Source organism: Actinomycetospora lemnae, from assembly GCF_028737315.1.
GTDB lineage: Bacteria > Actinomycetota > Actinomycetes > Mycobacteriales > Pseudonocardiaceae > Actinomycetospora > Actinomycetospora lemnae.
Genome location: NZ_JAQZAO010000006.1, coordinates 130,476 through 152,590 on the forward strand (window position 1 = coordinate 130,476; position 22,115 = coordinate 152,590).

General features: G+C 75.5%; 20 protein-coding genes. 10 read left to right on the forward strand and 10 right to left on the reverse strand.

Annotated elements, in window-relative coordinates; translation table 11 throughout:
* Window positions 1-11: 11 nt before the first annotated feature.
* Window positions 12-1,064, reverse strand: coding sequence for a PA containing protein (locus tag PGB27_RS15205; RefSeq protein ID WP_274201214.1), 1,053 nt, complete (start codon window positions 1,062-1,064; stop codon window positions 12-14).
* Between the two features lie 151 nt (window positions 1,065-1,215).
* Window positions 1,216-2,601: a prolipoprotein diacylglyceryl transferase gene (locus PGB27_RS15210; protein WP_274201215.1), complete on the reverse strand. Its 1,386-nt coding sequence runs from the start codon at window positions 2,599-2,601 to the stop codon at window positions 1,216-1,218.
* A 104-nt stretch (window positions 2,602-2,705) separates the two neighbouring features.
* Here PGB27_RS15210 and PGB27_RS15215 point away from each other — a divergent pair, with 104 nt between their 5' ends.
* Entirely contained in the window at window positions 2,706-3,623 is a 918-nt protein-coding gene (locus tag PGB27_RS15215; protein WP_274201216.1) for a haloalkane dehalogenase, read from the forward strand.
* Entirely contained in the window at window positions 3,616-4,245 is a 630-nt protein-coding gene (gene upp / locus PGB27_RS15220; RefSeq protein ID WP_274201217.1) for a uracil phosphoribosyltransferase, read from the forward strand. Before PGB27_RS15215 ends, upp begins: the two co-directional genes overlap by 8 nt.
* Here the strand turns inward: upp and PGB27_RS15225 are convergent.
* Entirely contained in the window at window positions 4,242-4,619 is a 378-nt protein-coding gene (locus PGB27_RS15225; protein ID WP_274201218.1) for a hypothetical protein, read from the reverse strand. The genes upp and PGB27_RS15225 overlap by 4 nt on opposite strands.
* 104 nt (window positions 4,620-4,723) lie before the next feature.
* Window positions 4,724-5,269, reverse strand: coding sequence for a cysteine hydrolase family protein (locus tag PGB27_RS15230; protein ID WP_274201219.1), 546 nt, complete (start codon window positions 5,267-5,269; stop codon window positions 4,724-4,726).
* A 50-nt stretch (window positions 5,270-5,319) separates the two neighbouring features.
* Here PGB27_RS15230 and metG point away from each other — a divergent pair, with 50 nt between their 5' ends.
* The 6 genes from metG (at window position 5,320) to PGB27_RS15260 (ending at window position 13,825) form a co-directional block, all read left to right on the forward strand.
* Complete coding sequence (gene metG / locus PGB27_RS15235; RefSeq protein ID WP_274201220.1) at window positions 5,320-7,131, forward strand: methionine--tRNA ligase; 1,812 nt, start codon at window positions 5,320-5,322, stop codon at window positions 7,129-7,131.
* Entirely contained in the window at window positions 7,128-8,060 is a 933-nt protein-coding gene (locus PGB27_RS15240; protein WP_274201221.1) for a TatD family hydrolase, read from the forward strand. Before metG ends, PGB27_RS15240 begins: the two co-directional genes overlap by 4 nt.
* A 305-nt stretch (window positions 8,061-8,365) precedes the next feature.
* On the forward strand, window positions 8,366-9,901 hold the full coding sequence (locus PGB27_RS15245) for a resuscitation-promoting factor (protein ID WP_274201222.1): 1,536 nt from the start codon (window positions 8,366-8,368) through the stop codon (window positions 9,899-9,901).
* 43 nt (window positions 9,902-9,944) lie between these two features.
* Window positions 9,945-10,847, forward strand: coding sequence for a 16S rRNA (adenine(1518)-N(6)/adenine(1519)-N(6))-dimethyltransferase RsmA (gene rsmA, locus PGB27_RS15250; RefSeq protein WP_274201223.1), 903 nt, complete (start codon window positions 9,945-9,947; stop codon window positions 10,845-10,847).
* A 52-nt stretch (window positions 10,848-10,899) separates the two neighbouring features.
* Window positions 10,900-11,901, forward strand: a complete 1,002-nt coding sequence (locus PGB27_RS15255; protein WP_274201224.1) for a 4-(cytidine 5'-diphospho)-2-C-methyl-D-erythritol kinase — start codon at window positions 10,900-10,902, stop codon at window positions 11,899-11,901.
* Window positions 11,902-11,995: 94 nt separating this feature from the next.
* Window positions 11,996-13,825: an ABC-F family ATP-binding cassette domain-containing protein gene (locus tag PGB27_RS15260; RefSeq protein WP_274201225.1), complete on the forward strand. Its 1,830-nt coding sequence runs from the start codon at window positions 11,996-11,998 to the stop codon at window positions 13,823-13,825.
* Window positions 13,826-13,933: 108 nt separating this feature from the next.
* Here PGB27_RS15260 and pth read toward each other — a convergent pair whose 3' ends face one another.
* Window positions 13,934-14,524 (reverse strand): aminoacyl-tRNA hydrolase, encoded by a 591-nt coding sequence (gene pth / locus PGB27_RS15265; RefSeq protein ID WP_274201226.1) that lies wholly within the window; start codon window positions 14,522-14,524, stop codon window positions 13,934-13,936.
* A 9-nt stretch (window positions 14,525-14,533) separates the two neighbouring features.
* Complete coding sequence (locus PGB27_RS15270; protein WP_274201227.1) at window positions 14,534-15,247, reverse strand: 50S ribosomal protein L25/general stress protein Ctc; 714 nt, start codon at window positions 15,245-15,247, stop codon at window positions 14,534-14,536.
* 155 nt (window positions 15,248-15,402) lie between these two features.
* On the opposite strand from PGB27_RS15270, the gene PGB27_RS15275 reads away from it, so the two are divergent.
* Window positions 15,403-16,053, forward strand: a complete 651-nt coding sequence (locus tag PGB27_RS15275; RefSeq protein WP_274201228.1) for a class I SAM-dependent DNA methyltransferase — start codon at window positions 15,403-15,405, stop codon at window positions 16,051-16,053.
* 4 nt (window positions 16,054-16,057) lie between these two features.
* On the opposite strand, the gene PGB27_RS15280 is transcribed toward PGB27_RS15275, so the two are convergent.
* The 4 genes from PGB27_RS15280 to PGB27_RS15295 all read right to left on the reverse strand — a co-directional run bounded on the left by PGB27_RS15280 (window position 16,058) and on the right by PGB27_RS15295 (window position 21,150).
* Complete coding sequence (locus PGB27_RS15280) at window positions 16,058-16,669, reverse strand: class I SAM-dependent methyltransferase (protein WP_274201229.1); 612 nt, start codon at window positions 16,667-16,669, stop codon at window positions 16,058-16,060.
* A 10-nt stretch (window positions 16,670-16,679) separates the two neighbouring features.
* Window positions 16,680-17,651 carry a ribose-phosphate diphosphokinase gene (locus PGB27_RS15285; RefSeq protein ID WP_274201489.1) on the reverse strand — a complete coding sequence of 324 codons (972 nt, stop codon included), beginning with the start codon at window positions 17,649-17,651 and terminating at the stop codon, window positions 16,680-16,682.
* A gap of 8 nt (window positions 17,652-17,659) precedes the next feature.
* Entirely contained in the window at window positions 17,660-19,147 is a 1,488-nt protein-coding gene (gene glmU, locus PGB27_RS15290; protein WP_274201230.1) for a bifunctional UDP-N-acetylglucosamine diphosphorylase/glucosamine-1-phosphate N-acetyltransferase GlmU, read from the reverse strand.
* A gap of 158 nt (window positions 19,148-19,305) precedes the next feature.
* Entirely contained in the window at window positions 19,306-21,150 is a 1,845-nt protein-coding gene (locus tag PGB27_RS15295; RefSeq protein WP_274201231.1) for a GGDEF domain-containing protein, read from the reverse strand.
* A 169-nt stretch (window positions 21,151-21,319) separates the two neighbouring features.
* Here PGB27_RS15295 and PGB27_RS15300 point away from each other — a divergent pair, with 169 nt between their 5' ends.
* The gene (locus PGB27_RS15300) at window positions 21,320-22,096 is read left to right on the forward strand and encodes a phosphatase PAP2 family protein (protein WP_274201232.1); all 777 of its coding nucleotides are present in this window, start codon (window positions 21,320-21,322) and stop codon (window positions 22,094-22,096) included.
* Window positions 22,097-22,115: the final 19 nt, after the last annotated feature.

Consider the following 22,115-nt stretch of genomic DNA (forward strand, 5'->3'; position numbering starts at 1 on the left):
CGGATGGGGACTCAGCCCTCGGCGCCGGTGTTCTCCGCCGGCAGTTCGGCGCCGTTGACCTGGGTGTCGCGGGCGGCCGGCTTGCGGTTGCCGCGGCGGGCGGTCGGGCGCGGGGCGGGCATCGGGCCGGACGAGCCGCCGCCCGGGCCGAGGATGATCTCGGCGAAGGTCGCCATGGCCTCGTCGAGGTGCCCGGCGTTGCGGCGCTCGGACTCCTCGTTGGCCTGGCGGACCAGGGCGACGACGGCCTCGTGGTCCGGGCGGTTGACCAGGGTGCCGTCGAGGCGGTCGAGGCCGTTCTCGACCGAGGTCGACAGGGCACCGACGCGCTCGCCGAGGCCGGACTCGACGCCGTCGATGCGGGTGCCGACCTGGTCGAGGCGAGAGGTCAGCGCCTCGAGGCGGCGGGCGAGGTCGCCGACCTGCTCCGCGGTCTCGGTGCGGGTGGTGGTCGCGTCGGTGCGCGCGGCCTCGCGGGTGCCGGTGAGCTCCTCGGACACGCCGCGGGCGAGGTCCTCGAGGCGGTCGCGCAGGCCGGCGTCGACGGCGTCGACGCGCTCGCGGACCGGGCCGGTGACCGCGGCGGGCAGCCCGTCGAGGCGCATCTCGTGGCGGTCGAGGCGGTTGTCGAGGTCGTCGAGGCGCTTGTGCAGGCCGGAGATCCGGTCCTCGAGCCCGTCCATGCGGCCCGCGACGCCCTCGAAGCGACCGGTCACACCGTCCAGACGGCCGTCGAGCTGGGCGAAGGGGGTGGCGAGACGATCGGCCACCCGGTCCACGAGACCCTCGACCAGGCGGGCCAGCGAGGCGATCGACGACTCCTGGCTGTCGAGCTTCGCGACGGTCTCGTCGAGGCGCTCGGCGAGCACGCTCATCTCGGTGCGGTCCGGCACGTCGGAGAGGCGCTTGCGGATCGCGCCCAGCCCGTCGAGGGCCGCGAGGCGGCCGTGGATCTCGTCCAGCGAGTCGAAGATCTGCTGCTGTTCGCTGTCCCGGACCTCGGCCGCCCGCACCAGCATGCTGCGCATGCGGTCGAAGGACATGGTCTGGCTGTTGTCGATCACGCGGCGCCCAACTCTCTGCGACGGCTCCGGCCCCGGGGGCGGCCGGTCTCGGCGGTGCCGAAGCGTAAACACCCCCCGAGGGGCCACCCCATCCGGGTGATGGACAGGCAGGCTGTCCTCCACCACAGGGGCACCAGGGGTGCGCTGGGGTTCAGTGCCGCCGCAGACGTCCCAGGAAGCGGTCCTCGAGCGCGCGCCACGCCGCCGCCTCGCGGTCGAAGGGCGGCGAGGGCGTCAGACGGGTCGGATCGGGCCGGACCACGAACGACACGAGCCAGCCCAGGCTCTCCGACGGCGCGAGGGCCTCGCGGGTGCGGGAGTCGCCCGCCCAGTCCGCGGCGTCGGTGACGAGCTCGACGGCGAGCTCGAGCTGCTCGGCGTCGACGACGTCGGGGCCCTCGCCGATGTCGTCGGCCAGCCCGGCGAGCACGTAGCGGTTCTCCGGCGCGACCTCGATCTCCAGGTCGCCGCCGGTCGCGGCGGACACCACCTCCTCCCAGGTGGTGACGGCGGCGAGGTCGTGGTCCTCGGCGCCCTCGCCGGCGATCCAGGACCGCAGGGCGCGCGCGGAGGAGAACGCCTCGATCGTCCCGCCGCGGCCGAGGAAGACCGGCTCGTCGTCGAGGTAGCACCGCAGCGTGATCACCTCGCCGTCGGGCGTGGTGATGCCGATGGGGTCGATGCCGACCTCCTCCCAGAAGCCCTCCTCGGGCTCCTCGGCGGCGTCGACGAGGTCGCTGCGCAGGGACTCGCCGGTGGTGTCCTCGCGGAGGTCCTCCGGGGCGTCAGCCAGAGGACCGGACGCAGCGGCGTCCTTCGGGTCGTCGACGACGGCCGCCGGGTCCGCGGGGTCGTTGTCCGCGTTCTCGGCGGGCGCGGCCTCCTCGCCGTCGGCGGGGTCGGGGTCGAGGTCACCGCCCTCGGTCGCCACCGGCGTCGCCGTCGCGCGCAGGCGGGCGGCACGCTCCTCGTCGACCTCGGGCGTCGTGACCATCGCGTCGAGCGCGTCGACGACCTCGTCCCAGCGCTCGTCGACGACCTCGGCCAGCTCGGCCCACAGCGCCTGCCCGTCGCGCCCGGCGAAGGCGGGCGGCCCGGCGGTCAGCGCGGCGAAGGCGGGCGTCGCGTCGAGGACCTCGTGCACGACCTCGAGGTCGCAGACGTCGGCGAGCGACCGGCACATCGCGGCGACCTCGGCGAGGTCGTCGAGGGTCCAGGTGTCGGGGTCGCCGGCCACGAGCTCGGGGACGCCGACGACGTCGTAGCGCTGCACGTCCTCGGGGGTCAGCTCGTCGACTGACAGCTTGACGACCACGGGCCAGGCGGGGTGGTCGGCGAGGTCGTGCTCCTGGCCGGACTCCTCGGCGGCCGCGACCCACGCGGCGAGGTCGGCGGCGTCGGCGAACGCGAAGAGCGCGTCGTCGTCGCCGAGGAACGCCTCCCACTCCTCGCCGTCCTGCCGCCACCGCGGCGCCCAGAGCGTGACGAGGTCGCCCGCGGTGAGCGCCAGCGTGATCGGGATGATGTCCTGCGCCATGCCGGGCGGCCTCCGCGAGCGGGGGTGTGGGGGGTGCGCGGCGCACCCTATGACGGCGGCTGTGACCTGCTCGTACCGGTCGACCGCGTGACACCCTGCCCCGCATGGACCTCCTGCGCACGCCGGACGAGCGCTTCGCCGACCTCACCGACCTGCCCGCCCCGACCTACGTCGAGGTCGACGACCCCGACGGTGGCGCCGCGGTGCGCGTCGCGACGTACGCGACGGGGCCGGACGACGGGCCGGTGGTGCTGATGCTGCACGGCGAGCCGTCGTGGTCGTTCCTCTACCGCGACGTCATGGCCACGGTGGCCGCCGCCGGGGTGCGGGCGGTGGCGATCGACCTGGTCGGGTTCGGGCGCTCGGACAAGCCGGCGCGGGTCGCCGACCACAGCTACGCACGCCACGTCGCGTGGACCCAGCAGGCCGTCGACGCGCTGGGCCTGCGCGACGCGGTGCTGCTCGGGCAGGACTGGGGCGGGCTGATCGGCCTGCGGCTGGTGGCCGCGCAGCCGGAGCAGTGGGCCGCCGTCGTCGCCGCGAACACCGGCCTGCCGACCGGCGACCGCGACATGCCCGAGGTCTGGTGGCGGTTCCGGCGGGCGGTGGAGAAGGCCGAGCAGCTCGACGTCGGGCGCCTCGTCGCCTCGGGCTGCGCGCGGGGCCTGGGGGAGGCCGCGCGCGCGGCGTACGACGCCCCGTTCCCCGACGAGAGCTACAAGGCGGGACCGCGCGCGATGCCGCTGCTCGTGCCGACCCGTCCCGACGACCCCGAGAACGGCCCCAACCGCGAGGCCTGGGACGCGCTCGGACGCTACGAGCGCCCGTTCGTGTGCGCGTTCGGCGACTCCGACCCGATCACCGGCGCGATGTCGCCGATCCTGCAGCGCCACGTGCCCGGGGCCGCCGGCCGCGAGCACCCGGTGATCGCCGACGCGGGCCACTTCCTGCAGGAGGACGCGGGCGCCGAGCTGGGACGGGTCGTCGCGGACGTCGTCGCTAGCCTCCGCGCCCATGGCTGAGCCGCAGGTCCTGCGCCACCCGCTCGTCGACGTCCGGATGACGACCCTGCGCGACGAGACCACCGACCGCGCCACGTTCCGCGCCGCGGTGCGCGAGCTGACCGCGATGGTGGTCTACGAGGCGATGCGCGACGCCGCGACGACTCCGCTCGAGGTGCGGACCCCGGTCGCGACGACGACGGGGGCGCAGCTCGCGAACCCGCCGGTGCTCGTCCCGGTCCTGCGTGCCGGGCTGGGCATGGCCGAGGCCGCGCACGCGCAGGTGCCCGGCGCGGTGATGGGGTTCGTCGGCGTCGCCCGCGACGAGGAGACGCTGCGCCCGACGCCGTACATGGAGTCGCTGCCGGCGAGCCTGGCCGGTCGGCCGGTGTTCGTGCTCGACCCGATGCTCGCCACCGGCGGGTCGATGGCCTACACGATCGACCTGCTCGCCGCCCGCGGCGCCGATGCCGTGCGCGCCATCTGCCTGCTCGCCGCGCCCGAGGGGGTCGAGCGCCTGGCGCAGGCCCACCCGAGCGTGCCGGTGTACACCGCCGCGATCGACGAGCGGCTCAACGAGCACGGCTACATCGTCCCGGGGCTCGGTGACGCGGGGGACCGGCAGTTCGGGGCGATGCCCTAGAAGGGCGGTGGGTCGTCGTCGGGGTGGACGGTGGGCGTGCTGGGGGGCGGCGCGGTGGCGAGTCCGGTACGGCGCAGGTAGCGGGCCCGCCAGTCGTGGTCGTCGTCGGTCCAGGCCGGCCGGTCGTCGGTGAGCGGTCGGGGTCGAGCGGCGGGTCGCGGCGCGACGGGCTGCTCGACGATCTTCCTGGGGAGGGTGGCGTGGTGGACGCCGGCGCGGGTGCGCCACTCGAACCTGCCCGGTGACGGTTGGCGCAGGGTCCAGCCGCCGTGGTGCTTGGCGCGGTGGTGGTGGCGGTCGAGGACCCCGAGGTTCCCGTCCAGGCTGGGCCCCCCGAAGGCGTGGTCGAGGGTGTGGTCGAGGTCGATGCTCATGTCGAGGACGCTGTCCCCGACCCCCGACAACGCCGGGCCCACAAAGGCCCGAACGAGGCCCGCGGAAGGTCATGAAGAGGTAACGATCCCCTGCACGAGGCCTCCTAGCGAGCGAGGTGTTCCACCACCGTCAGCACCTGCGCGTGCTGCGGGAACAGGCCGCCGACGAGGGCGTCGTGCAGTCCGCGGTCCGGGTCGTCGACGGCGTCGGACAGGACGGTGAGGTCGAGGTCCTCGTCGGCGGCGGCGCACACGGTCGAGGCGACGACGCCGCTGGTGGAGACGCCCGTGAGCACCAGGGCGTCGACGCCGAGGCCGCGCAGCACCGGCGCGAGGTCCGAACCGACGAACGGACCGGTGCGCCGGCGCGTCACCACGGGTTCGGCGGGCCGCGGCGCGAGGGCGTCGGGTACGGCGACGTCGTCGGACCCCTCGACCATGCGGCCCCGGAACTGCTGCCCGAACATCCGGTTCGCCGCCGGCACGGGCGCCCCGTCGGACGGGAAGGCGACGCGCAGGTGCACGACGGGCCGTGCCGCCGACCGTGCGGCGTCGAGGGCCACCGTGGCCCGCCCGATCACCGGTCCGGGATCGTCGAAGAGGCCCAGGAACCCGGCCTGGAAGTCCATCACCAGCAGTGCTGCGGGCACGGTGCCCTCCTCGTGACGATCGCGGTGGCGGCCCCGTGGAGGATGGAGGTATGAGCGTTCCCGTGCTGACCGCCGTGGCGTGGCCCTACGCCAACGGCCCCCGGCACATCGGCCACGTGTCCGGCTTCGGTGTGCCCTCCGACGTCTTCTCGCGCTACCAGCGGATGGTCGGCAACCGGGTGCTCATGGTCTCGGGCACCGACGAGCACGGCACGCCGATCCAGGTGCAGGCCGACGCCGAGGGGACGACGCCGCGCGAGCTCGTCGACCGGTACTCGCGGGTGATCCAGGACGACCTCGTCGGGCTCGGCCTGTCGTACGACCTGTTCACGCGCACGAGCACCGACAACCACCACCGCGTCACCCAGGACCTCTTCACGGCGCTGTGGAACAACGGCTACGTGCGCACCGAGAAAGCCCTCGGCGCGATCAGCCCGTCCACCGGGCGCACGCTGCCCGACCGCTACATCGAGGGCACGTGCCCGATCTGCGGCTACCCGAGCGCGCGCGGCGACCAGTGCGACAACTGCGGCAACCAGCTCGACCCGGCCGACCTCATCAACCCGCGCAGCCGGATCAACGGCGAGACCCCGCAGTTCGTCGAGACCGAGCACCTGATGTTCGACCTGCCGGCGTTCTCGAAGTCGCTCGCCTCGTGGCTCGACACGCGCACGCAGTGGCGGCCGAACGTCCTGAACTTCAGCAAGCGCCTCGCCGACGACCTCAAGCCGCGGGCCATCAGCCGCGACCTCGACTGGGGCGTGCGGATCCCGCTCGAGGGCTGGCGCGACGCGCCGATGAAGCGCTTCTACGTCTGGTTCGACGCGGTGATCGGCTACCTGTCGGCGTCGGTCGAGTGGGCCCAGCGCACCGGTGACCCGGACGCCTGGAAGCAGTGGTGGTGCGACCCCGACGCGCAGGCCTACTACTTCATGGGCAAGGACAACATCACCTTCCACTCGGTGATGTGGCCCGCGATCCTGCTCGGGCACAACGGCGAGGGCGACCCTGCTGATGGACGAGGCGGCGAGGTCGGCTCGTTCGGGCACCTCAACCTGCCCACCGAGGTCGTCAGCTCCGAGTTCCTGACGATGAGCGGCTCGAAGTTCTCCACCAGCCGCGGCACCGTCATCTACGTCGGCGACTTCCTGCGCGAGTTCGGGCCGGACGCGCTGCGCTACTTCATCGCCGTGGCCGGCCCGGAGAACCAGGACACCGACTTCACCTGGGACGAGTTCGTCCGGCGCACCAACTTCGAGCTCGCCAACGAGTGGGGCAACCTCGTCAACCGCTCGGTGTCGATGGCGGCGAGGAACGTCGGCGCGGTCCCGGAGCCGACGTCGCCGGACCCGGCCGACGACGCGCTGCTCGCGCAGTCCCGCGCGGCGTTCGACGTCGTCGGCGGGCACCTCGCGCACTCGCGGTTCAAGCAGGCGATCAGCGAGGCGATGCGGGTGGTGGGGGAGGCCAACGCCTACCTCAGCCACCAGGAGCCGTGGAAGCGCAAGGACGACCCGGCGCGCCGCGACACGATCCTGCACACCGCGCTGCAGGTCGTGCAGGACGCGAACACGCTGCTCACGCCGTTCCTGCCGCACGCGGCGCAGAAGGTGCACGAGGCGCTGGGCGGCACCGGGGTGTGGGCGGCGCAGCCGCACCGCGAGGACGCGGGCACCTCCGGCGAGCTCGGCACCAGCCACTCCGTGCTCACCGGCGACTACGCCGGCGAGCAGGCCCGCTGGGCGTCGACGCCGATCCCCGTCGGCCGCGCGCTGTCCCGGCCCACGCCGCTGTTCGCCAAGCTCGACCCGTCGCTGGGCGAGACCGGGCCGTCGTGGGCGCCGATCCAGCACGAGGGATGAGCAAGGGCAAGTCGGACCGCAACGTCCCGCCGCCGGTGCCCGAGCCCATCAGGGCCGCGGGGGACGGCGCCTGCGGAGCTCGACCCGAGGTGGGCGTGGTCGACGCCCACACGCACCTCGACGCGTGCGGGGCGACGGAGCCCGAGGTCCTCGCGCAGGTCCTCGACCGCGCCACGGCCGCCGGGGTCGAGGCCGTCGTCACCACCGCCGACGACCTCGACTCCGCGCGCTGGGCGGCGTGGGCGGCCGACACCGACCCGCGGGTGTTCGCCGCGGTCGGGCTGCACCCCACGCGCTCGAACGACCTCACCGACGACGCGCGGCGCGCCATCGAGGAGCTGACGGCGCTGCCGCGCGTCGTCGCGGTCGGCGAGTCCGGGATGGACGACTACTGGACGACGCGGCGCGAGGACTGCGCCCCGCTCGACGTCCAGCGCGAGGCCTTCGCCTGGCACATCGACCTCGCGAAGCGCACCGGGCTGCCGCTCGTCGTCCACGACCGCGACGCCCACGACCCGATCCTCGACGTGCTCGCGGCGGAGGGTGCGCCGCCGACCGTCGTCTTCCACTGCTTCTCCGGGGGCCTCGAGCTGGCGCGCCGCTGCGCCGACGAGGGCTGGTACGCGTCGCTGTCGGGCACCGCGACGTTCCGGAACGCGAACGCCGCCGAGCTGCGCCGAGCGGCGCAGTGGATGCCCGCCGAGCTGGTCCTCGTCGAGACCGACGCCCCGTTCCTGACTCCGCACCCGTACCGCGGTCGGCCGAACGAGCCCTACGTCGTCCCCCACACGGTGCGCGACCTCGCGGAGCTCCGTGACGAGCCGGCCGAGCGGTTGGCCGCGACGAGCGCCGAGAACGCCCGGCGGGCATTCGGGCTCGCCGAACAGCCTCAACCTTCACGCTCCGTGGAACGAGGGCGCACGCAGTGACGACGCTCGTCGTCGCCGGAGCACCGTTCGGCGCAACACGGTCGTGTCGGCTTGATGGTGGCGACACCCAACTCGTTACCGTGCTGTGACTCGCCGGGGTGGAGCCACCCCCGAGGCCCGCGTGGTGGGGACATCCCCAGGTCGCCACCACAGGGAGGACGCCACGAGGTCGTGACGGCTTCCCCAGGGCACGGCTCCTGCCCGGATGTACGGACGAAGTGGACTCCCCCTGTGCCTGTGCACTGCCTGCTCGCCCTGAGGTCCTCCTCGTGCACCCCGCTCGCGGCCGCCGAGGCGGACGCCCGATGAGCGCGGACACCACGACCCGCGGCCGCGTCGGATACGCGGACGCCGGCGAGTCGGACACCGCCGGGCTGCCGATCGCCGACGGCCACGGGTACGGCGAGGGCTGGTACGACCAGGCCACGGAGTACGCCCCCGAGTACGCCCCCGAGTACGCCCCGGACTACGGCTACGACGCCGCCCACGAGTTCGGCTACGACACGGGCTACCACTCGGCGTACGGCGCGTACGGGGACCAGACCCCCGGCTGGTTCGACGACATCACCGGCCCGCTGCCCGTGCAGACCCCCGCGAGCGGCCCGATCGCCCTCGGCGACCCCGACGAGTGGAACGACCTCGAGTCGTTCACCGGCGAGCAGGACGCCGACGAGCACGACGGTCTGCGCGACGCCGCGCCCGCCGGTCTCACCGCGCTGGACGACCCGGAGCGCCTGAGCACCGACACCAAGCGCCGCTCCGTCGCGGTCAAGGGCGGCGTGGCCGTCGCCCTGCTCGCGGTCGCGGCCGGCGGCAGCACCGCGGTGGCGCTGGACAAGGAGGTCACGGTCACGGTCGACGGCGTCGACCAGGTCGTGCACACCTTCTCCTCCGACGTCGCGGGCGCCCTCGAGAGCGGCGACATCGAGATCGGCCCGAGCGACCAGCTCGCCCCCGGCCCGAACGCCGAGGTCAACGACGGCGACCACCTCGTCATCAACCGCTCGCGCGACGTCGCGCTGATGGTCGACGGTCGCCCGCAGACCATCACGACCACGGCCCGCACCGTCGCCGACGCGCTCGCCCAGCTGGGCCTGCCGACCGACGGCCTCGCGAGCTCGGCGCCGCTCTCCGCGAACATCCCCGTCAACGGGATGAACCTCGACGTGCGCACGCCGAAGACGGTGACGCTCGTCGACGGCGCCAACGCCCCGCGCCAGATCACGACGACCGCGCTCACCGGCCCCGAGCTGCTCGCGCAGAACGGCCTCGCGCTGAGCCCGACCGACGTGCTCGCGGGCGGCGAGGGCCTCGCCAACGGCTCGACGATCACCGTCACCCGCAACACGGTCAGCCAGGTCACCGAGACCCGCCCGATCGCGCCGCCCATGCGCACGGTCGACGACCCGGACCTCGAGCAGGGCGAGACCCGCGTCGAGGAGCCCGGGCAGGCCGGCGAGGAGATCGTCACCTGGTCGGTCAACGCCACCAACGGCCAGGAGACCGGCCGCACGCAGCTCGGCGAGTCGCAGGTGACGCGCCAGCCCGTGGGCGGCGTCGTGCACCGCGGCACCAAGCCGAAGAGCTCGGCGCCGTCGGTCGGCCGCGGCAAGTGGGACCGCATCGCCCAGTGCGAGTCGACCGGCAACTGGTCGATCAACTCGGGCAACGGCTACTACGGCGGCCTGCAGTTCGACCGCTCGACCTGGCGCGCGTACGACGGCGACGAGTTCGCCGCCCTGCCCCACCAGGCGAGCCGCGAGGAGCAGATCGCCGTCGCCGAGCGCGTCCGCGCCGACCGCGGCGGCTACGGCGCCTGGCCGGTCTGCGGGCGCAAGTAGTCCCCGCCGGGACGCCGCCACCCCGACGGGCAGAATCGTCGGGGTGAGCGCTCCCGCCCCGCGGCTCCTCGGGCCCGCCGACGTGCGCGCCCTGGCCGCCGAGCTGGACCTGCGGCCGACCAAGCGCCTGGGCCAGAACTTCGTCCACGACGCCAACACCGTGCGCCGCATCGTCCGCCTCGCGGGCGTGGGCCCCGACGACGTGGTGCTCGAGGTCGGCCCGGGCCTCGGGTCGCTGACGCTGCCGCTGCTCGAGGTGGCGGCGGGCGTCGTCGCGGTGGAGATCGACCCGGTGCTCGCGGGCCGGCTCCCGGCGACGGCGACCGAGCGCGCGCCCGGCCGTGAGCTGCGGGTCGTCACCGCCGACGCGCTGCGGCTCGCGCCCGGCGACCTGCCGCTCGCCCCGGACGTGCTCGTCGCGAACCTGCCCTACAACGTCGCCGTGCCCGTGGTGCTGCACCTGCTCGCGGTGCTGCCCGGCCTGCGCCGGGGCCTGGTGATGGTCCAGGCCGAGGTCGCCGAGCGGCTCGCCGCGCGGCCCGGCGAGAAGGCCTACGGCGCACCGTCGGTGAAGCTCGCCTGGTACGCCGACGCGCGCCGGGCCGGGCCGGTCCCGCGTGCGGTGTTCTGGCCGGTGCCGGGCGTCGACTCGGGGCTCGTGGCCTTCACGCGCCACGACGAGGAGCTCGCGGGCGACGTCGAGCGCCGCGAGGTGTTCGCGGTCGTCGACGCCGCGTTCGCCCAGCGCCGCAAGTCGTTGCGGGCCGCGCTCGCCGGGTGGGCGGGGTCGGCGCCCGACGCCGAGGCGGTGCTGCGGGCGGCCGGCGTGGACCCGGGAGCCCGCGGCGAGTCGCTGGGCGTGACGGCGTTCACCGCGATCGCGCGGGCCGCCGGGAGACGGAGCGTCGAACGGAGCACGCCGACGGGGGAGCTCGACCATCGATGAGGCGGACCCCGACGCCCTGAGCTCAGGTCGCGCCGGTCCGTACGCTGGACGGGTGCTCTCCGCCGTCGGACCGCCGGTCACCGCCCGCGTCCCGGCCAAGATCAATCTCCACTTGGCCGTCGGCGACCTGCGCCCCGACGGCTACCACGACCTCGTCACCGTCTTCCAGGCCCTGAGCATGACCGACGAGGTCACCGTGACCTCCGCGGTGCCCGGCGCCATCGAGCCGGGGGTGTCGGTCAGCGCCGTCGACGGCGTCGACGCCACCGACGTCCCGGCCGACACCACGAACCTCGCCTGGCGCGCCGTCGAGGCCCTGGGCCGGCGGGTCGACCGCACCCCCGACGTCCGCGTGGGGCTGCGCAAGGCCATCCCGGTCGCGGGCGGCATGGCCGGCGGCAGCGCGGACGCCGCCGGCGCCCTCCTCGCCACCGCCGGGCTCTGGCGCCTCGACCTCGGGCGCGACGCGCTCATGGAGGTCGCGGCGGAGGTCGGCTCGGACGTCGCGTTCGCCCTGCACGGCGGCACGGCGCTGGGGACCGGGCGCGGCGAGCGCCTCGTGCCGGTGCTCACGCGGCACACGTTCCACTGGGTCGTCGCGGTCGCCGACCACGGCCTGTCCACCCCGACCGTGTTCGGCGAGCTCGACCGGCTGCGCGCCCGCCCCGAGGCGCCCCGGCGGGTGGGCGACGTCGAGCCGGTCCTCGAGGCGCTCGCGTCGGGGGAGGCCCGCTCGCTCGCCCTGCTGCTCGGCAACGACCTGCAGGCCGCGGCCGTGAGCCTCGACCCGGGGCTGCGCCGCACCCTGCGCGGCGGCGTCGACGCGGGCGCGCTCGCCGGCGTCGTGTCCGGCTCCGGGCCGACCTGCGTCTTCCTGTGCGACGGTCACGACGCCGCGGTACGCGTGGCCGCCGAGCTCGCCGGCGTCGGGGTGTGCCGCACCGTGCGCGTCGCCCACGGCCCGGTCCCCGGCGCCCGGGTGGTCGACGGCGACGGCGGCTCCACCGGCCCGCCCCCACGCCCCGTCGACCCCGGTCCCGGCGCCTACGCCTGACCCCCCCTCGTCCCGCCCCTTCCGCAGCGAACGGGTATCTCGCTGCTTCTATGCGTCGGAAGTCCCCGTTCGCTCCCGGCTGTGAGAGGACGCTGTGCCCAACCTCGTCAACCTCGAGTCGGTGTCGATCGGCTTCGGCGGCCCCAAGCCGGTGCTCGACGGCGTGTCCCTCGGCGTCGACACCGGCGACCGGATCGGCGTCGTCGGCCGCAACGGCGGCGGCAAGTCGACGCTGGTGTCGGTGCTGGGCGGGGTGCTGACGCCGGACAGCGGGCGCCGGAGCCCGGTCGGCGGGCTGCGGATGGCGCTGGTCGGCCAGCAGACGCGGCTGTCGGGGGCGACGGTGCGCGAGGCGGTGCTCGGACGGGCGGGAGACGAAGCCCAGCGGAGCTCGACCCCGAGGTACGTGCCCGACCACGAGTGGGCCGCCGACCCGCGCAGCCGTGCCGTCGTCGAGGGCCTGCGCCCCGGCGGCGACCGCGGGCTCGACGCGTCGGTCGACGGGCTCTCGGGCGGCGAGCGGCAGCGGATCGCGCTGTGCGCGGCGCTCGTGCAGGACCTCGACCTCCTCGTGCTCGACGAACCCACCAACCACCTCGACGTCGAGGGCGTCGGCTGGCTCGCCGAGCACCTCCTCGCCCGCCGGACCGCGCTCGTCGTCGTCACCCACGACCGCTGGTTCCTCGACACCGTCGCCTCGCGGACCTGGGAGGTCGTCGACGGCCACGTCGAGCAGTACGAGGGCGGCTACGGCGACTGGATCTACGCGCGGGCCGAGCGGGCGCGCCTCGCCGACGCCGCCGAGCAGCGCCGCCGCAACCTCGCCCGCAAGGAGCTCGCGTGGCTGCGCCGGGGCCCGCAGGCGCGCACGTCCAAGCCCCGCTACCGCGTCGAGGCGGCCGAGGCGCTGATCGCCGACGTGCCCGAGCCCCGCGACTCCGTCGAGCTCGTGACGATGGCCAAGCACCGGCTGGGGCGCACGGTCGTCGAGCTCGAGGACGCCACGCTGACCGTCGGGGACCGCACGCTCGTCGACCGGCAGACCTGGCGCATCGGCCCGGGCGACCGGATCGGCATCGTCGGGATCAACGGCTCGGGGAAGACGACGCTGCTGCGCGCGGTCGGGGGCGAGCGTCCCCTCGACGGCGGGAAGCGCGTCCAGGGCACCACCGTCCGGCTCGCGCACCTGTCCCAGGACCTCGCCGACCTGCCCCTGCACCGCCGCGTGCTCCAGGCCGTCGAGGACATCGCGGAGCGCGTGACGATCGGGCGCCACGAGCAGACCGCCTCTCAGCTCGCCGAGCGCTTCGGCTTCCCGGCGTCGCGGCAGTGGACCCCGGTCTCCGAGCTCTCCGGCGGCGAGCGCCGGCGGCTGCAGCTCGTGCGCCTGCTCATGACCGAGCCGAACGTGCTGCTGCTCGACGAGCCCACCAACGACCTCGACGTCGACACCCTCCAGCAGCTCGAGGACCTCCTCGACGGCTGGCCGGGCACGCTCGTCGTCGTCAGCCACGACCGCTACCTCACCGAGCGCGTCTGCGACCGCGTCGTGGCGCTCTTCGGTGACGGGCGCATCACCGACCTGCCCGGGGGGATCGAGGAGTACCTGCGGCGACGGGCGGCGCTCGAGGGCCGCAGCGAGGGACTCCCGCGCTCCGCCGGGGGCAGCCAGGGCGTCCCTCGCTCCACCACCCCCGCGGAGCCCGGGCGCTCCGAGGCCGAGCGGCGCGCGGCGCGCAAGGAGGTCGCGCGCATCGAGCGGCGCCTCGAGCGGATCGCCACCGAGGAGACCAGGCTCCACGAGCAGCTCGCCGCCGCGGCCACCGAGCCCGACCGGCTCCTCGCCCTCGACGCCGAGCTGCGCGCGCTGGTCAGCGAGCGTGAGCAGCTCGAGGAGGCGTGGCTCGAGAACGCGGTCGAGTGAGCCGCACGCCCAGGGCGCACGGTGGTGCTGCCGCGCCGCCGACCTCGACCGCGGAGCCGACCAGCGGCCGCGTGGGACGACGAGGCGTGCCCGACCGCTGACCGGGTGCTAGTGGAAGCGGTTCTGGGCCGGTTCGAGGCCCTCGGCGGCCAGCGCCTCGACGGCGTCGGCGGCCAGCTCGACGGAGACGTCGAGCTCCTTGCGCTCGGCCGACGACCAGCGCTTGAGCACGTAGTCGGCGGGGTCCTGGCGCCCGGGCGGGCGGCCGATGCCGAAGCGGACCCGCAGGTAGTCCTTGGTGGCGAGCGACTTCGAGATCGAGCGCAGCCCGTTGTGGCCGCCCTCGCCGCCGCCGCGCTTGAGGCGGACGACGCCGAACTCGAGGTCGAGGTCGTCGTGGACGACGATGACGTCGGTCGGCGCGACGGAGAAGAAGCGGGCGGCGCCGGCGACCGGCCCGCCCGAGAGGTTCATGTAGCCGCGGGGCTTGGCGAGCACGATGCGGCGCCCGGCGAGGCGTCCCTCGGCGACGTCCGCCCCGGAGCGCTTGTGCGCCGAGAACCGCGCGCCGAGGCGTCCCGCGAGGACGTCGGCGACGACGAACCCGACGTTGTGCCGGGTGCCCTCGTAGTCGGGGCCCGGGTTGCCCAGCCCGACGACCAGCAGGGGGCCGTCGGGCCGGGCAGCGGGGGAGCTCACGGAGGCGTGTCAGCTCTCGTCGGAGGACCCGGCAGCCCCCGAAGCGCCGCCCGCGGCGGGCTGGTCGCCGGAGGCGGCCTCGGAGGACTCGCCGGTCTCGGCGGCCTCCGACTCGGGGACGTCCTCCTCGACGCCGGCGCCCTCGGTGTCGATCTCCTCCTCCATGGCGTCCTCGGTCGGCGCCTCGGTGACGTTGACGACCAGGAGCTCGGGGTCGGAGACCAGCTCGGCGCCGTCGGGCAGGCGGATCTCCCCGGCGAGGAACTGGGTGTTCATCTCGGCGTCCTCGATGACGACCGTGATCTCCTCGGGGATGTTGGTCGCGTCGGCCTCGATGGTGAGCGTGTCCTCGTTCTGGAACACCAGCGTGCCGGAGGCGGGCTCGCCCATCGTGACGACGGGGACGTCGACCTGGACCTTCTCGCCGCGCCGGACGAGGACGAGGTCGACGTGCTCGAAGAAGCCCTTGATCGGGTCGCGGGCGATGCTCTTGGTCAGCGCGAGCTGCGGCTGCCCGCCGAGCCCGGTGACGGTGAGGAGGGCGTTGCGCCCGTTCTCGCGCATCACCGCGGCGAACTCGACGGTGTCGAACGCGAGGTGCACGGGGTCGGTGCCGTGCCCGTAGAGCACGCCGGGGACCTTGCCGGCGCGACGCGTCCGGCGCGCGGCGCCCTTGCCGAACTCGGTGCGGGCCTCTGCCGCGATGCGGATCTCGTCGGCCATGGTGTCTCTCTCCTGCGGTCGTCCCGGGGTCGGCGCGCCGCGCGCGGCCGGCCCGGAGCACCGGGAGGCCGCACCGCGTCGATCACGGCCGGTCGGGACCGGCCCTCGCCGAAGTGCGTGTCCCACGATACCGGGCGGGCCTACGCTGCCGGGTCGTGGGCCGGGTCGTGGGTGAGCCGCCGGACCGGTCGGCCACACGCGCGGGCTACGACGCCATCGCCGAGCCCTACGCCGCGACCTTCCGCGACGAGCTCGACCGCGCCCCCCTCGACCGCGCGGTGCTCGCCGCCTTCGCCGAGCTGGTGGGTCCGGACGCGGAGGTCGTCGACGCCGGCAGCGGGCCCGGCGGCGTCACCGCCCACCTGCGCGACCTCGGTCTGCGGGTCCGTGGCGTCGACCTCTCGCCGGGCATGGTCGCCCTCGCCCGCCGCGAGCACCCCGACCTCGCCTTCGACGTCGGTGACCTCGCCGACCTCGACGTGACGGGACTCGGCGGGATCGTCGCCTGGTACTCGCTCATCCACGTGCCGCCCGCGCAGCTGCCCGGCGTCCTCGCCGGGTTCCACCGGGCGCTGCGCCCGGGCGGGCAGCTGCTGCTCGGGTTCCAGGTCGGCGACGACGTCTCGCACCACGACGAGGCCTTCGGCCACCGCGTCGACCTCGACTTCCGCCGCCTGCGCCCCGACGCCGTCGCCACGCTGCTCGCGGAGGCGGGGTTCGCCGTCACCGCCCGCGCCGTCCGCGAGCCCGTCGCCGGCAGCCGCGCCGCGGCCCTGCCCCAGGCGTTCCTGATGGCGCAGCGGTGAGCGCTCAGGGGGTCGCGGCGCCGAGGTAGAGGTGCGCCATCGGGCCGGGGGCGCGCAGGCTCGGGTGCGCGACGTCGGTGACCGTCAGTCCGGCGTCGCGGACGAGGCCGTCGACGGACCGGGTGAGGTGGCACCCACCGGCGAGGCGCTGCTGGAGCCCGTCGAGGCGGTGCTGCCAGCGGGCGGTGCGGGCGTCCGGGGACAGGCCGTGCTCGAGGAAGAGCAGCTGCCCGCCCGGGCGCAGGACCCGGCGGACCTCACGCAGCGCGCGGTCGACGTCCGGGATGGTGCACAGGGTGAAGGTGCTGACGACGGTGTCGGCGGAGTCGTCGGGCAGGTCGAGGTCCGCGCCGTCGAGGCCCACGTGCTCGACCGGGATCGGCGCCGCCGCGATCCGGCGGGCACCGCGCCGCCGGGCCACGGTGGAGGGCTCGACGGCGCGCACCGACGTCACCGCCGCGGGGTAGAGCGGCAGCGTCGGCCCGCTGCCGAACCCGAGCTCGACGACCTCGCCACGGGCCCGGGCGACGGCCTGCTCGCGCAGGGCGCGGACGTCCTCGCCGCCGAGCGCGACGTCGACGATCCGGGGGACGACGTGCTCGGTCCAGAGGCCCACGCGGTCCAGGTTAGGCGTTGCCGTCGAAGAGGTTGGTGACCGAGCCGTCCTCGAAGACCTCGCGCACGGCGCGGGCGATCACCGGGGCGATCGAGAGCACGGTGAGCTGCGGGAAGCGCTTCTCGTCCGGGATCGGCAGCGTGTTGGTGATGATGACCTCGCGCGCCCCGCACGTCGAGAGCCGCTCGACCGCCGGGCCGGACAGCACGCCGTGGGTGGCGGCGATGACGACGTCCGACGCGCCGTCGGCGAGCAGCGCCTCGGTGGCCTTGGCGATCGTGCCGCCGGTGTCGATCATGTCGTCGACGAGGATGCAGCAGCGGCCGGAGACCTCACCGACGACGCGGTTGGCGGCCACCTCGTTGGGGCGGGTCTTGTCGCGGGTCTTGTGGATGAAGGCCAGCGGGACGCCGCCCATCATGTCGGCCCACTTCTCGGCGACGCGCACGCGCCCGGAGTCCGGGGCGACGACGGCGAGGTCGTGGTCGGCGTAGGTGTCGCGCAGGTGCTCGGCGAGGACCTTGTTGGCCAGCAGGTGGTCGACGGGACCGTCGAAGAAGCCCTGGATCTGGTCGGTGTGCAGGTCGATCGTCATGATCCGGTGCGCGCCGGCGGTCTTGAGCATGTCCGCGACGAGGCGCGCCGAGATGGGCTCGCGGCCGCGGTGCTTCTTGTCCTGGCGGGCGTAGCCGTAGAACGGCACGACGGCGGTGATCCGCTTGGCCGACGCCCGCTTCAGGGCGTCGATCATGATGAGCTGCTCCATGATCCACTGGTTGATCGGGGAGGTGTGGCTCTGGATCACGAATGCGTCGGAGCCGCGGACCGACTCCTCGAAGCGGACGAAGATCTCCCCGTTGGCGAAGTCGTACGCCGCCTGCGGGGTGATCGTGACGTCGAGCTCCTTGGCGATCTCCTCGGCGAGCTCGGGGTGGGCCCGTCCGGAGAAGAGCATGAGGCTCTTCTTCGGGGTCGACGACATGCTCACGGTCACGGGTCCTCCTGCATGGTCTGCTCCTCGGCGTCCGCCGCCTTCTGCGCGGCCTCGGCCGCCTGGGCCGCCGCCGTCCCGGGCCGCTTGCGCGCCACCCAGCCCTCGACGTTGCGCTGCGGGCCCGAGGACACCGCGAGGGCCCCGGGCGGGACGTCCTCGCGCACCACGGTGCCCGCGCCGGTGTAGGCGCCGTCCCCGACCGTCACCGGCGCGACGAACGTGTTGTCCGAGCCGGTGCGGACGTGCGACCCCACGACCGTACGGTGCTTGGTGACGCCGTCGTAGTTGACGAACACCGACGACGCCCCGATGTTGCTGCCCTCGCCGATCTCCGCGTCGCCGACGTAGGTCAGGTGCGGGACCTTGCTGCCCTCGCCGATGTGGGCGTTCTTCACCTCGACGAACGTCCCGATCTTGCCACGGGCGTCGAGCTCCACGCCGGGACGCAGGTAGGCGAACGGCCCCACCGACGTCTCGGGGCCGACGCGCGACGACGACCCGTGCGTGCGCACGACGGTGGCCCGCGCCCCGACGGTGACGTCGGTGAGCGTGGTGTCCGGGCCGATGGCCGCGCCCTCGGCGACCGTCGTCGACCCGTGCAGCTGCGTGCCGGGGTGCAGCGTCACGTCGCGCTCGAGGCGGACGCCGACGTCGACCCAGGTGGAGCGCGGGTCGACCACCGTGACGCCCGCGCGCATCCAGCGCTCGAGCAGGCGGCGGTTGAGCTCGGCGCCGAGGTCGGCCATCTGGACCCGGTCGTTGACGCCCGCGACCAGCCACGGGTCGGCGGTCTCGACGGCGCCGACCCCGCGCCCCTCGCCGGCGGCGATCGCGACGACGTCGGTGAGGTAGAGCTCGCCCTGGGAGTTGTGGGTGGTCAGCCGGCCCAGCGCCTCGCGCAGGAACGCCAGGTCGAACGCGTAGACCCCCGAGTTGACCTCGTTGATCGCGAGCTGCTCGAGCGTGGCGTCGCGGTGCTCGACGATCGCGGTGACCTGGTTGGCGTCGTCGCGGACCACGCGGCCGTAGCCGCGGGGGTCGTCGAGCTCGGCGGTCAGCAGCGTCACCGCGTAGCCGCCGTCGGCGTGCTCGGCGACCAGTGCGCGCAGCGTCGCGGCGTCGAGCAGCGGGACGTCGCCGTAGGAGACCAGGACCGTGCCGGTGAGGTCGGCGGGCAGCCGCGCGACGCCGCAGGACACGGCGTGGCCGGTGCCCCGCCGGCGGTCCTGCACGGCGGTCAGGACCTCGCGGTCGAGCTCGGCGGCGAGCCCGAGGGTGTGGGTGCCGACCTGCTCGCGCTCGTGCCCGACGACGACCACCAGGTGCTCCGGCGTCGCGCCGGCGGCCGCGTGCACCGCGTGGCCGAGCAGGCTGCGCCCACCGACGGGGTGGAGCACCTTCGGCGTCGCGGAGTGCATCCGGGTGCCCTCACCGGCGGCGAGGACGACGACGGCGGTCGGGCTCGCGGTCGGGCTCGGCGGCATCGGTGGCGTGACTCCCACTCGGGTGGCGGGCCGGCCCCGGGTCCGGGGCTCGTCGGGGCCGATCCTACGACCGGGGTCCGGACGCCCGGTCGGGGTGTGCGGCGGGACGGCCGGGGACGGGGCTCACGAGCGGCCGACGGGCGGGCTCACGGGCGGGCTCACGGGCGGGCACGGGTGGCGGACGCGTCGTGCGTGCGCACGGCGTCGCCCCCGGCCCGCTTGGCGGCGTACATGGCGGCGTCGGCGCGGGCGAGGACCTCGGCAGGCCCCTCGCCGTCCCGGGCCGCGACCACGCCGACCGACAGCGTCACCGGCCCGGACACCGCGCCCGCGCCCGGCAGTGCCGCCACCGCGGCCCGGGCCCGGCCCAGCGCGGCGGCCGCGTCACCGACGGCGGTGTCGGGCAGCACGACGACGAACTCGTCGCCGCCGTAGCGGGCCACCAGGTCCGGGGCGCGCAGCGACGACCGCAGCGCCGTCGCCACCCCGCGCAGGACCTCGTCGCCGCGGGCGTGGGACGCCGTGTCGTTGATCTGCTTGAAGCGGTCGACGTCGACCATGGCCACCGCGACCCCGACGGGTGTCGCGTCGCTCCGTCTCCCGTCCACCCGGTCGAGCTCCGCTGCGCTCCGTCTCCCGTCCACCCGGTCGAGCTCCGCTGCGCTCCGTCTCCCGTCCACCCGGTCGAGCTCCGCTGCGCTCCGTCTCCCGAGCACCTCCTCCAGGTGCCGGTCCAGCGCGCGGCGGTTGGGCAGGCCGGTCAGGGGGTCGGCGAGGGCGAGGGCGGTGACCTGGCCGTGCTCGCGGCGCAGGCGGTCGTGGGCGAGCCCCGTGCGCAGCGACAGCGCCCGCGCCCGGTGCAGGGCCCACAGCTCGGCCTCGAGGTCGGCGACGTAGTCGCCCAGCGCCGCCTCGGCCGCCCGGCGCCCGTGCACGGCGACGCGGGTGCGCAGCCGCGCCAGCTCCCGGGTCACCGACAGCATGAGGCTCGCCTCGCCCCGTGGCGGGTGGGCCCGGCGGGCGGCGAGCACCGCGACCGCGGCGTCGTCCTCGCCCGCGCGCTCCAGGGCCCGCGAGCGGGCGAGCTCGACGAGCAGCCGGTCGTGCTGCGAGGGGACCGGGTCCCCGCGCCCGAGCACCGCGGCGTCGCGGCGGGCGCGCTCCCGCTCGGCGTCGGTGGGGGCGGGGCCGCGGGCCGGGTCGGCGAGCACCGCGGCGGCGACGAGGAGGGGCTGCTGGTCGGGCGTCGCGGGCCGCAGGGTCGCCGCAACGGCCGCGGCGGTGGCGAGGCGGTCGCCGCCGGGCCGCCCCGCACGCTCGAGGCGCAGGCCCCACGAGATGCCCAGGCGCACGCGGTCGTAGCCGCACGGGGAGGCACCGTCGATCTCGGTGGGCGTGGATCCCCAGGCCTGGTCGACGAGCGTGCCGGCGAGGTCGTGCAGTCCCAGCGTCACCAGCGTGCCCGCGGCGAGGCGGCGGGCGCAGCGCACGTTGTGGCGGTGCTCGGCGGCGGTCGGGGCGTGGTCGACGAGGACCGGCTCCTCGAGGTGGGCGAGGCCCGTGGCCACCGCGGTGAGCGCCGCGTCCTCGTCGTCGACGAGCAGGGCGCGCCGGGCCCGCAGCATCTGGGCGTCGGCGGCGAACAGCGACAGCCCGTGCTCGGTGGCCAGGGCGAGCAGCTCGTCGAGCTGGTCGTCGAGGGGCGCCGGCGGGACGGGCGGGGAGCCCGGCTCGGCGGCGAGCAGCACCCGCGCGACGAGGCTCTGGCGCAGCAGGAGGGCGCGCGTGCCGGGCGCGCTCTCGCGGGCGGCGGGGGTGTCGAGCACGGCGTCGAGCTCGCGGGTGCTGCCCACCGGGTCGGGGGAGGGGACGAGGCCGGCCGCCCGGACCGCGGCGCCCGTCCGGGCGAGGAGGGCGGCGCGGGCGTCGGCGCGGGCCCCGGCGTCGGCGTCGAGCGCCAGCGGGAGCACCTGCGTGCGTGCTCGACCGTGATCCGCGGGCATGACCCACCTCCGGCGCCGCACCGGTTCCCTCCCGGGGGGAGCCGGCTCGGACGATCGAGCGGTCGACACCGCCAGGGGGTTGACGGAGCGCCGATCGTCGGGATGCCAGTCTGCCCCGTCCCGGGGAGCCTCCCTGACCCACCCCGGACGTCGGGCATCCTGTCGCGCCATGGCGCGCTCGACGACGGGCACGACTCCCGTGCCGACCCCCGCGCTCGCGGGGCCCACGTCCCTCCCCGACCGGCGCTCCCGCCTCGTGCGGCCCGCCGCCCGCGGCCGCGTGGCGGTGATCGCGCTGGCGGCGGCGCTCGTCACCGCCGTCCTCGCCGGGCGCTACGCCGGGGACACCAGGGCGGGGCGCACCGACCGCTCGCTCGCGGACCTGGTCGACGTCCAGCACGGGGCGGCACGGCTGCTCGCGCAGGCCTTCGCCGCGCTGGGCGGGCCGCTGCCGGTGGCCGTCGCCCTGCTCGTCCTCGCGCCGCTGGCGTGGGTGCTCCGGGGTGGGCGCGGCCTCGGGCTGGTGCTCGCCGGCCCGCCGACGGCGATGGTCACGACGTCGCTGGTGCTCAAGCCGCTCGTCGAGCGCACGCGCGGGGGCGAGCTCGCGTTCCCCAGCGGGCACACGACCTCGGTCGCCTCGCTGGCCGTGACGTGCGGGGTGCTGGTGCTGGGCCTGACCGCGGTGCCCCGCGCCGTGCGGCTGCTCGCCGTCGCCGGGCTCGCGGGCCTCGTCGTCGCCGTCTGCGCCGGGCTCGTCGTGCGCGGCTACCACTACCCGACCGACACCCTCGGTGCCCTCGGCGTCGCCGTGGCCGTCGTGCTCGGCGTCGCCCTGGCCGTGGACGCGTGGGCCGACGTCGTCGCCGACCCGGGCCCCGACCCGCGCGCCTTCGACCCCGGCGAGCGGCCCACCGACGTCCTGCCCCGGGCCTCCGAGGGCTGAGCCCCCAGCGCCCCCAGCG

Coding starts and splice junctions, on each gene's coding strand:
- glmU (WP_274201230.1), bottom strand. CDS start 19,147: ATGCCGCCGAGCCCGACCGCGAGCCCGACCGCCGTCGTCGTCCTCGCC.
- PGB27_RS15215 (WP_274201216.1), top strand. CDS start 2,706: ATGGACCTCCTGCGCACGCCGGACGAGCGCTTCGCCGACCTCACCGAC.
- metG (WP_274201220.1), top strand. CDS start 5,320: ATGAGCGTTCCCGTGCTGACCGCCGTGGCGTGGCCCTACGCCAACGGC.
- PGB27_RS15270 (WP_274201227.1), bottom strand. CDS start 15,247: ATGGCCGACGAGATCCGCATCGCGGCAGAGGCCCGCACCGAGTTCGGC.
- upp (WP_274201217.1), top strand. CDS start 3,616: ATGGCTGAGCCGCAGGTCCTGCGCCACCCGCTCGTCGACGTCCGGATG.
- PGB27_RS15240 (WP_274201221.1), top strand. CDS start 7,128: ATGAGCAAGGGCAAGTCGGACCGCAACGTCCCGCCGCCGGTGCCCGAG.
- PGB27_RS15245 (WP_274201222.1), top strand. CDS start 8,366: ATGAGCGCGGACACCACGACCCGCGGCCGCGTCGGATACGCGGACGCC.
- PGB27_RS15210 (WP_274201215.1), bottom strand. CDS start 2,601: ATGGCGCAGGACATCATCCCGATCACGCTGGCGCTCACCGCGGGCGAC.
- PGB27_RS15285 (WP_274201489.1), bottom strand. CDS start 17,651: ATGTCGTCGACCCCGAAGAAGAGCCTCATGCTCTTCTCCGGACGGGCC.
- PGB27_RS15300 (WP_274201232.1), top strand. CDS start 21,320: ATGGCGCGCTCGACGACGGGCACGACTCCCGTGCCGACCCCCGCGCTC.
- PGB27_RS15225 (WP_274201218.1), bottom strand. CDS start 4,619: ATGAGCATCGACCTCGACCACACCCTCGACCACGCCTTCGGGGGGCCC.
- PGB27_RS15295 (WP_274201231.1), bottom strand. CDS start 21,150: ATGCCCGCGGATCACGGTCGAGCACGCACGCAGGTGCTCCCGCTGGCG.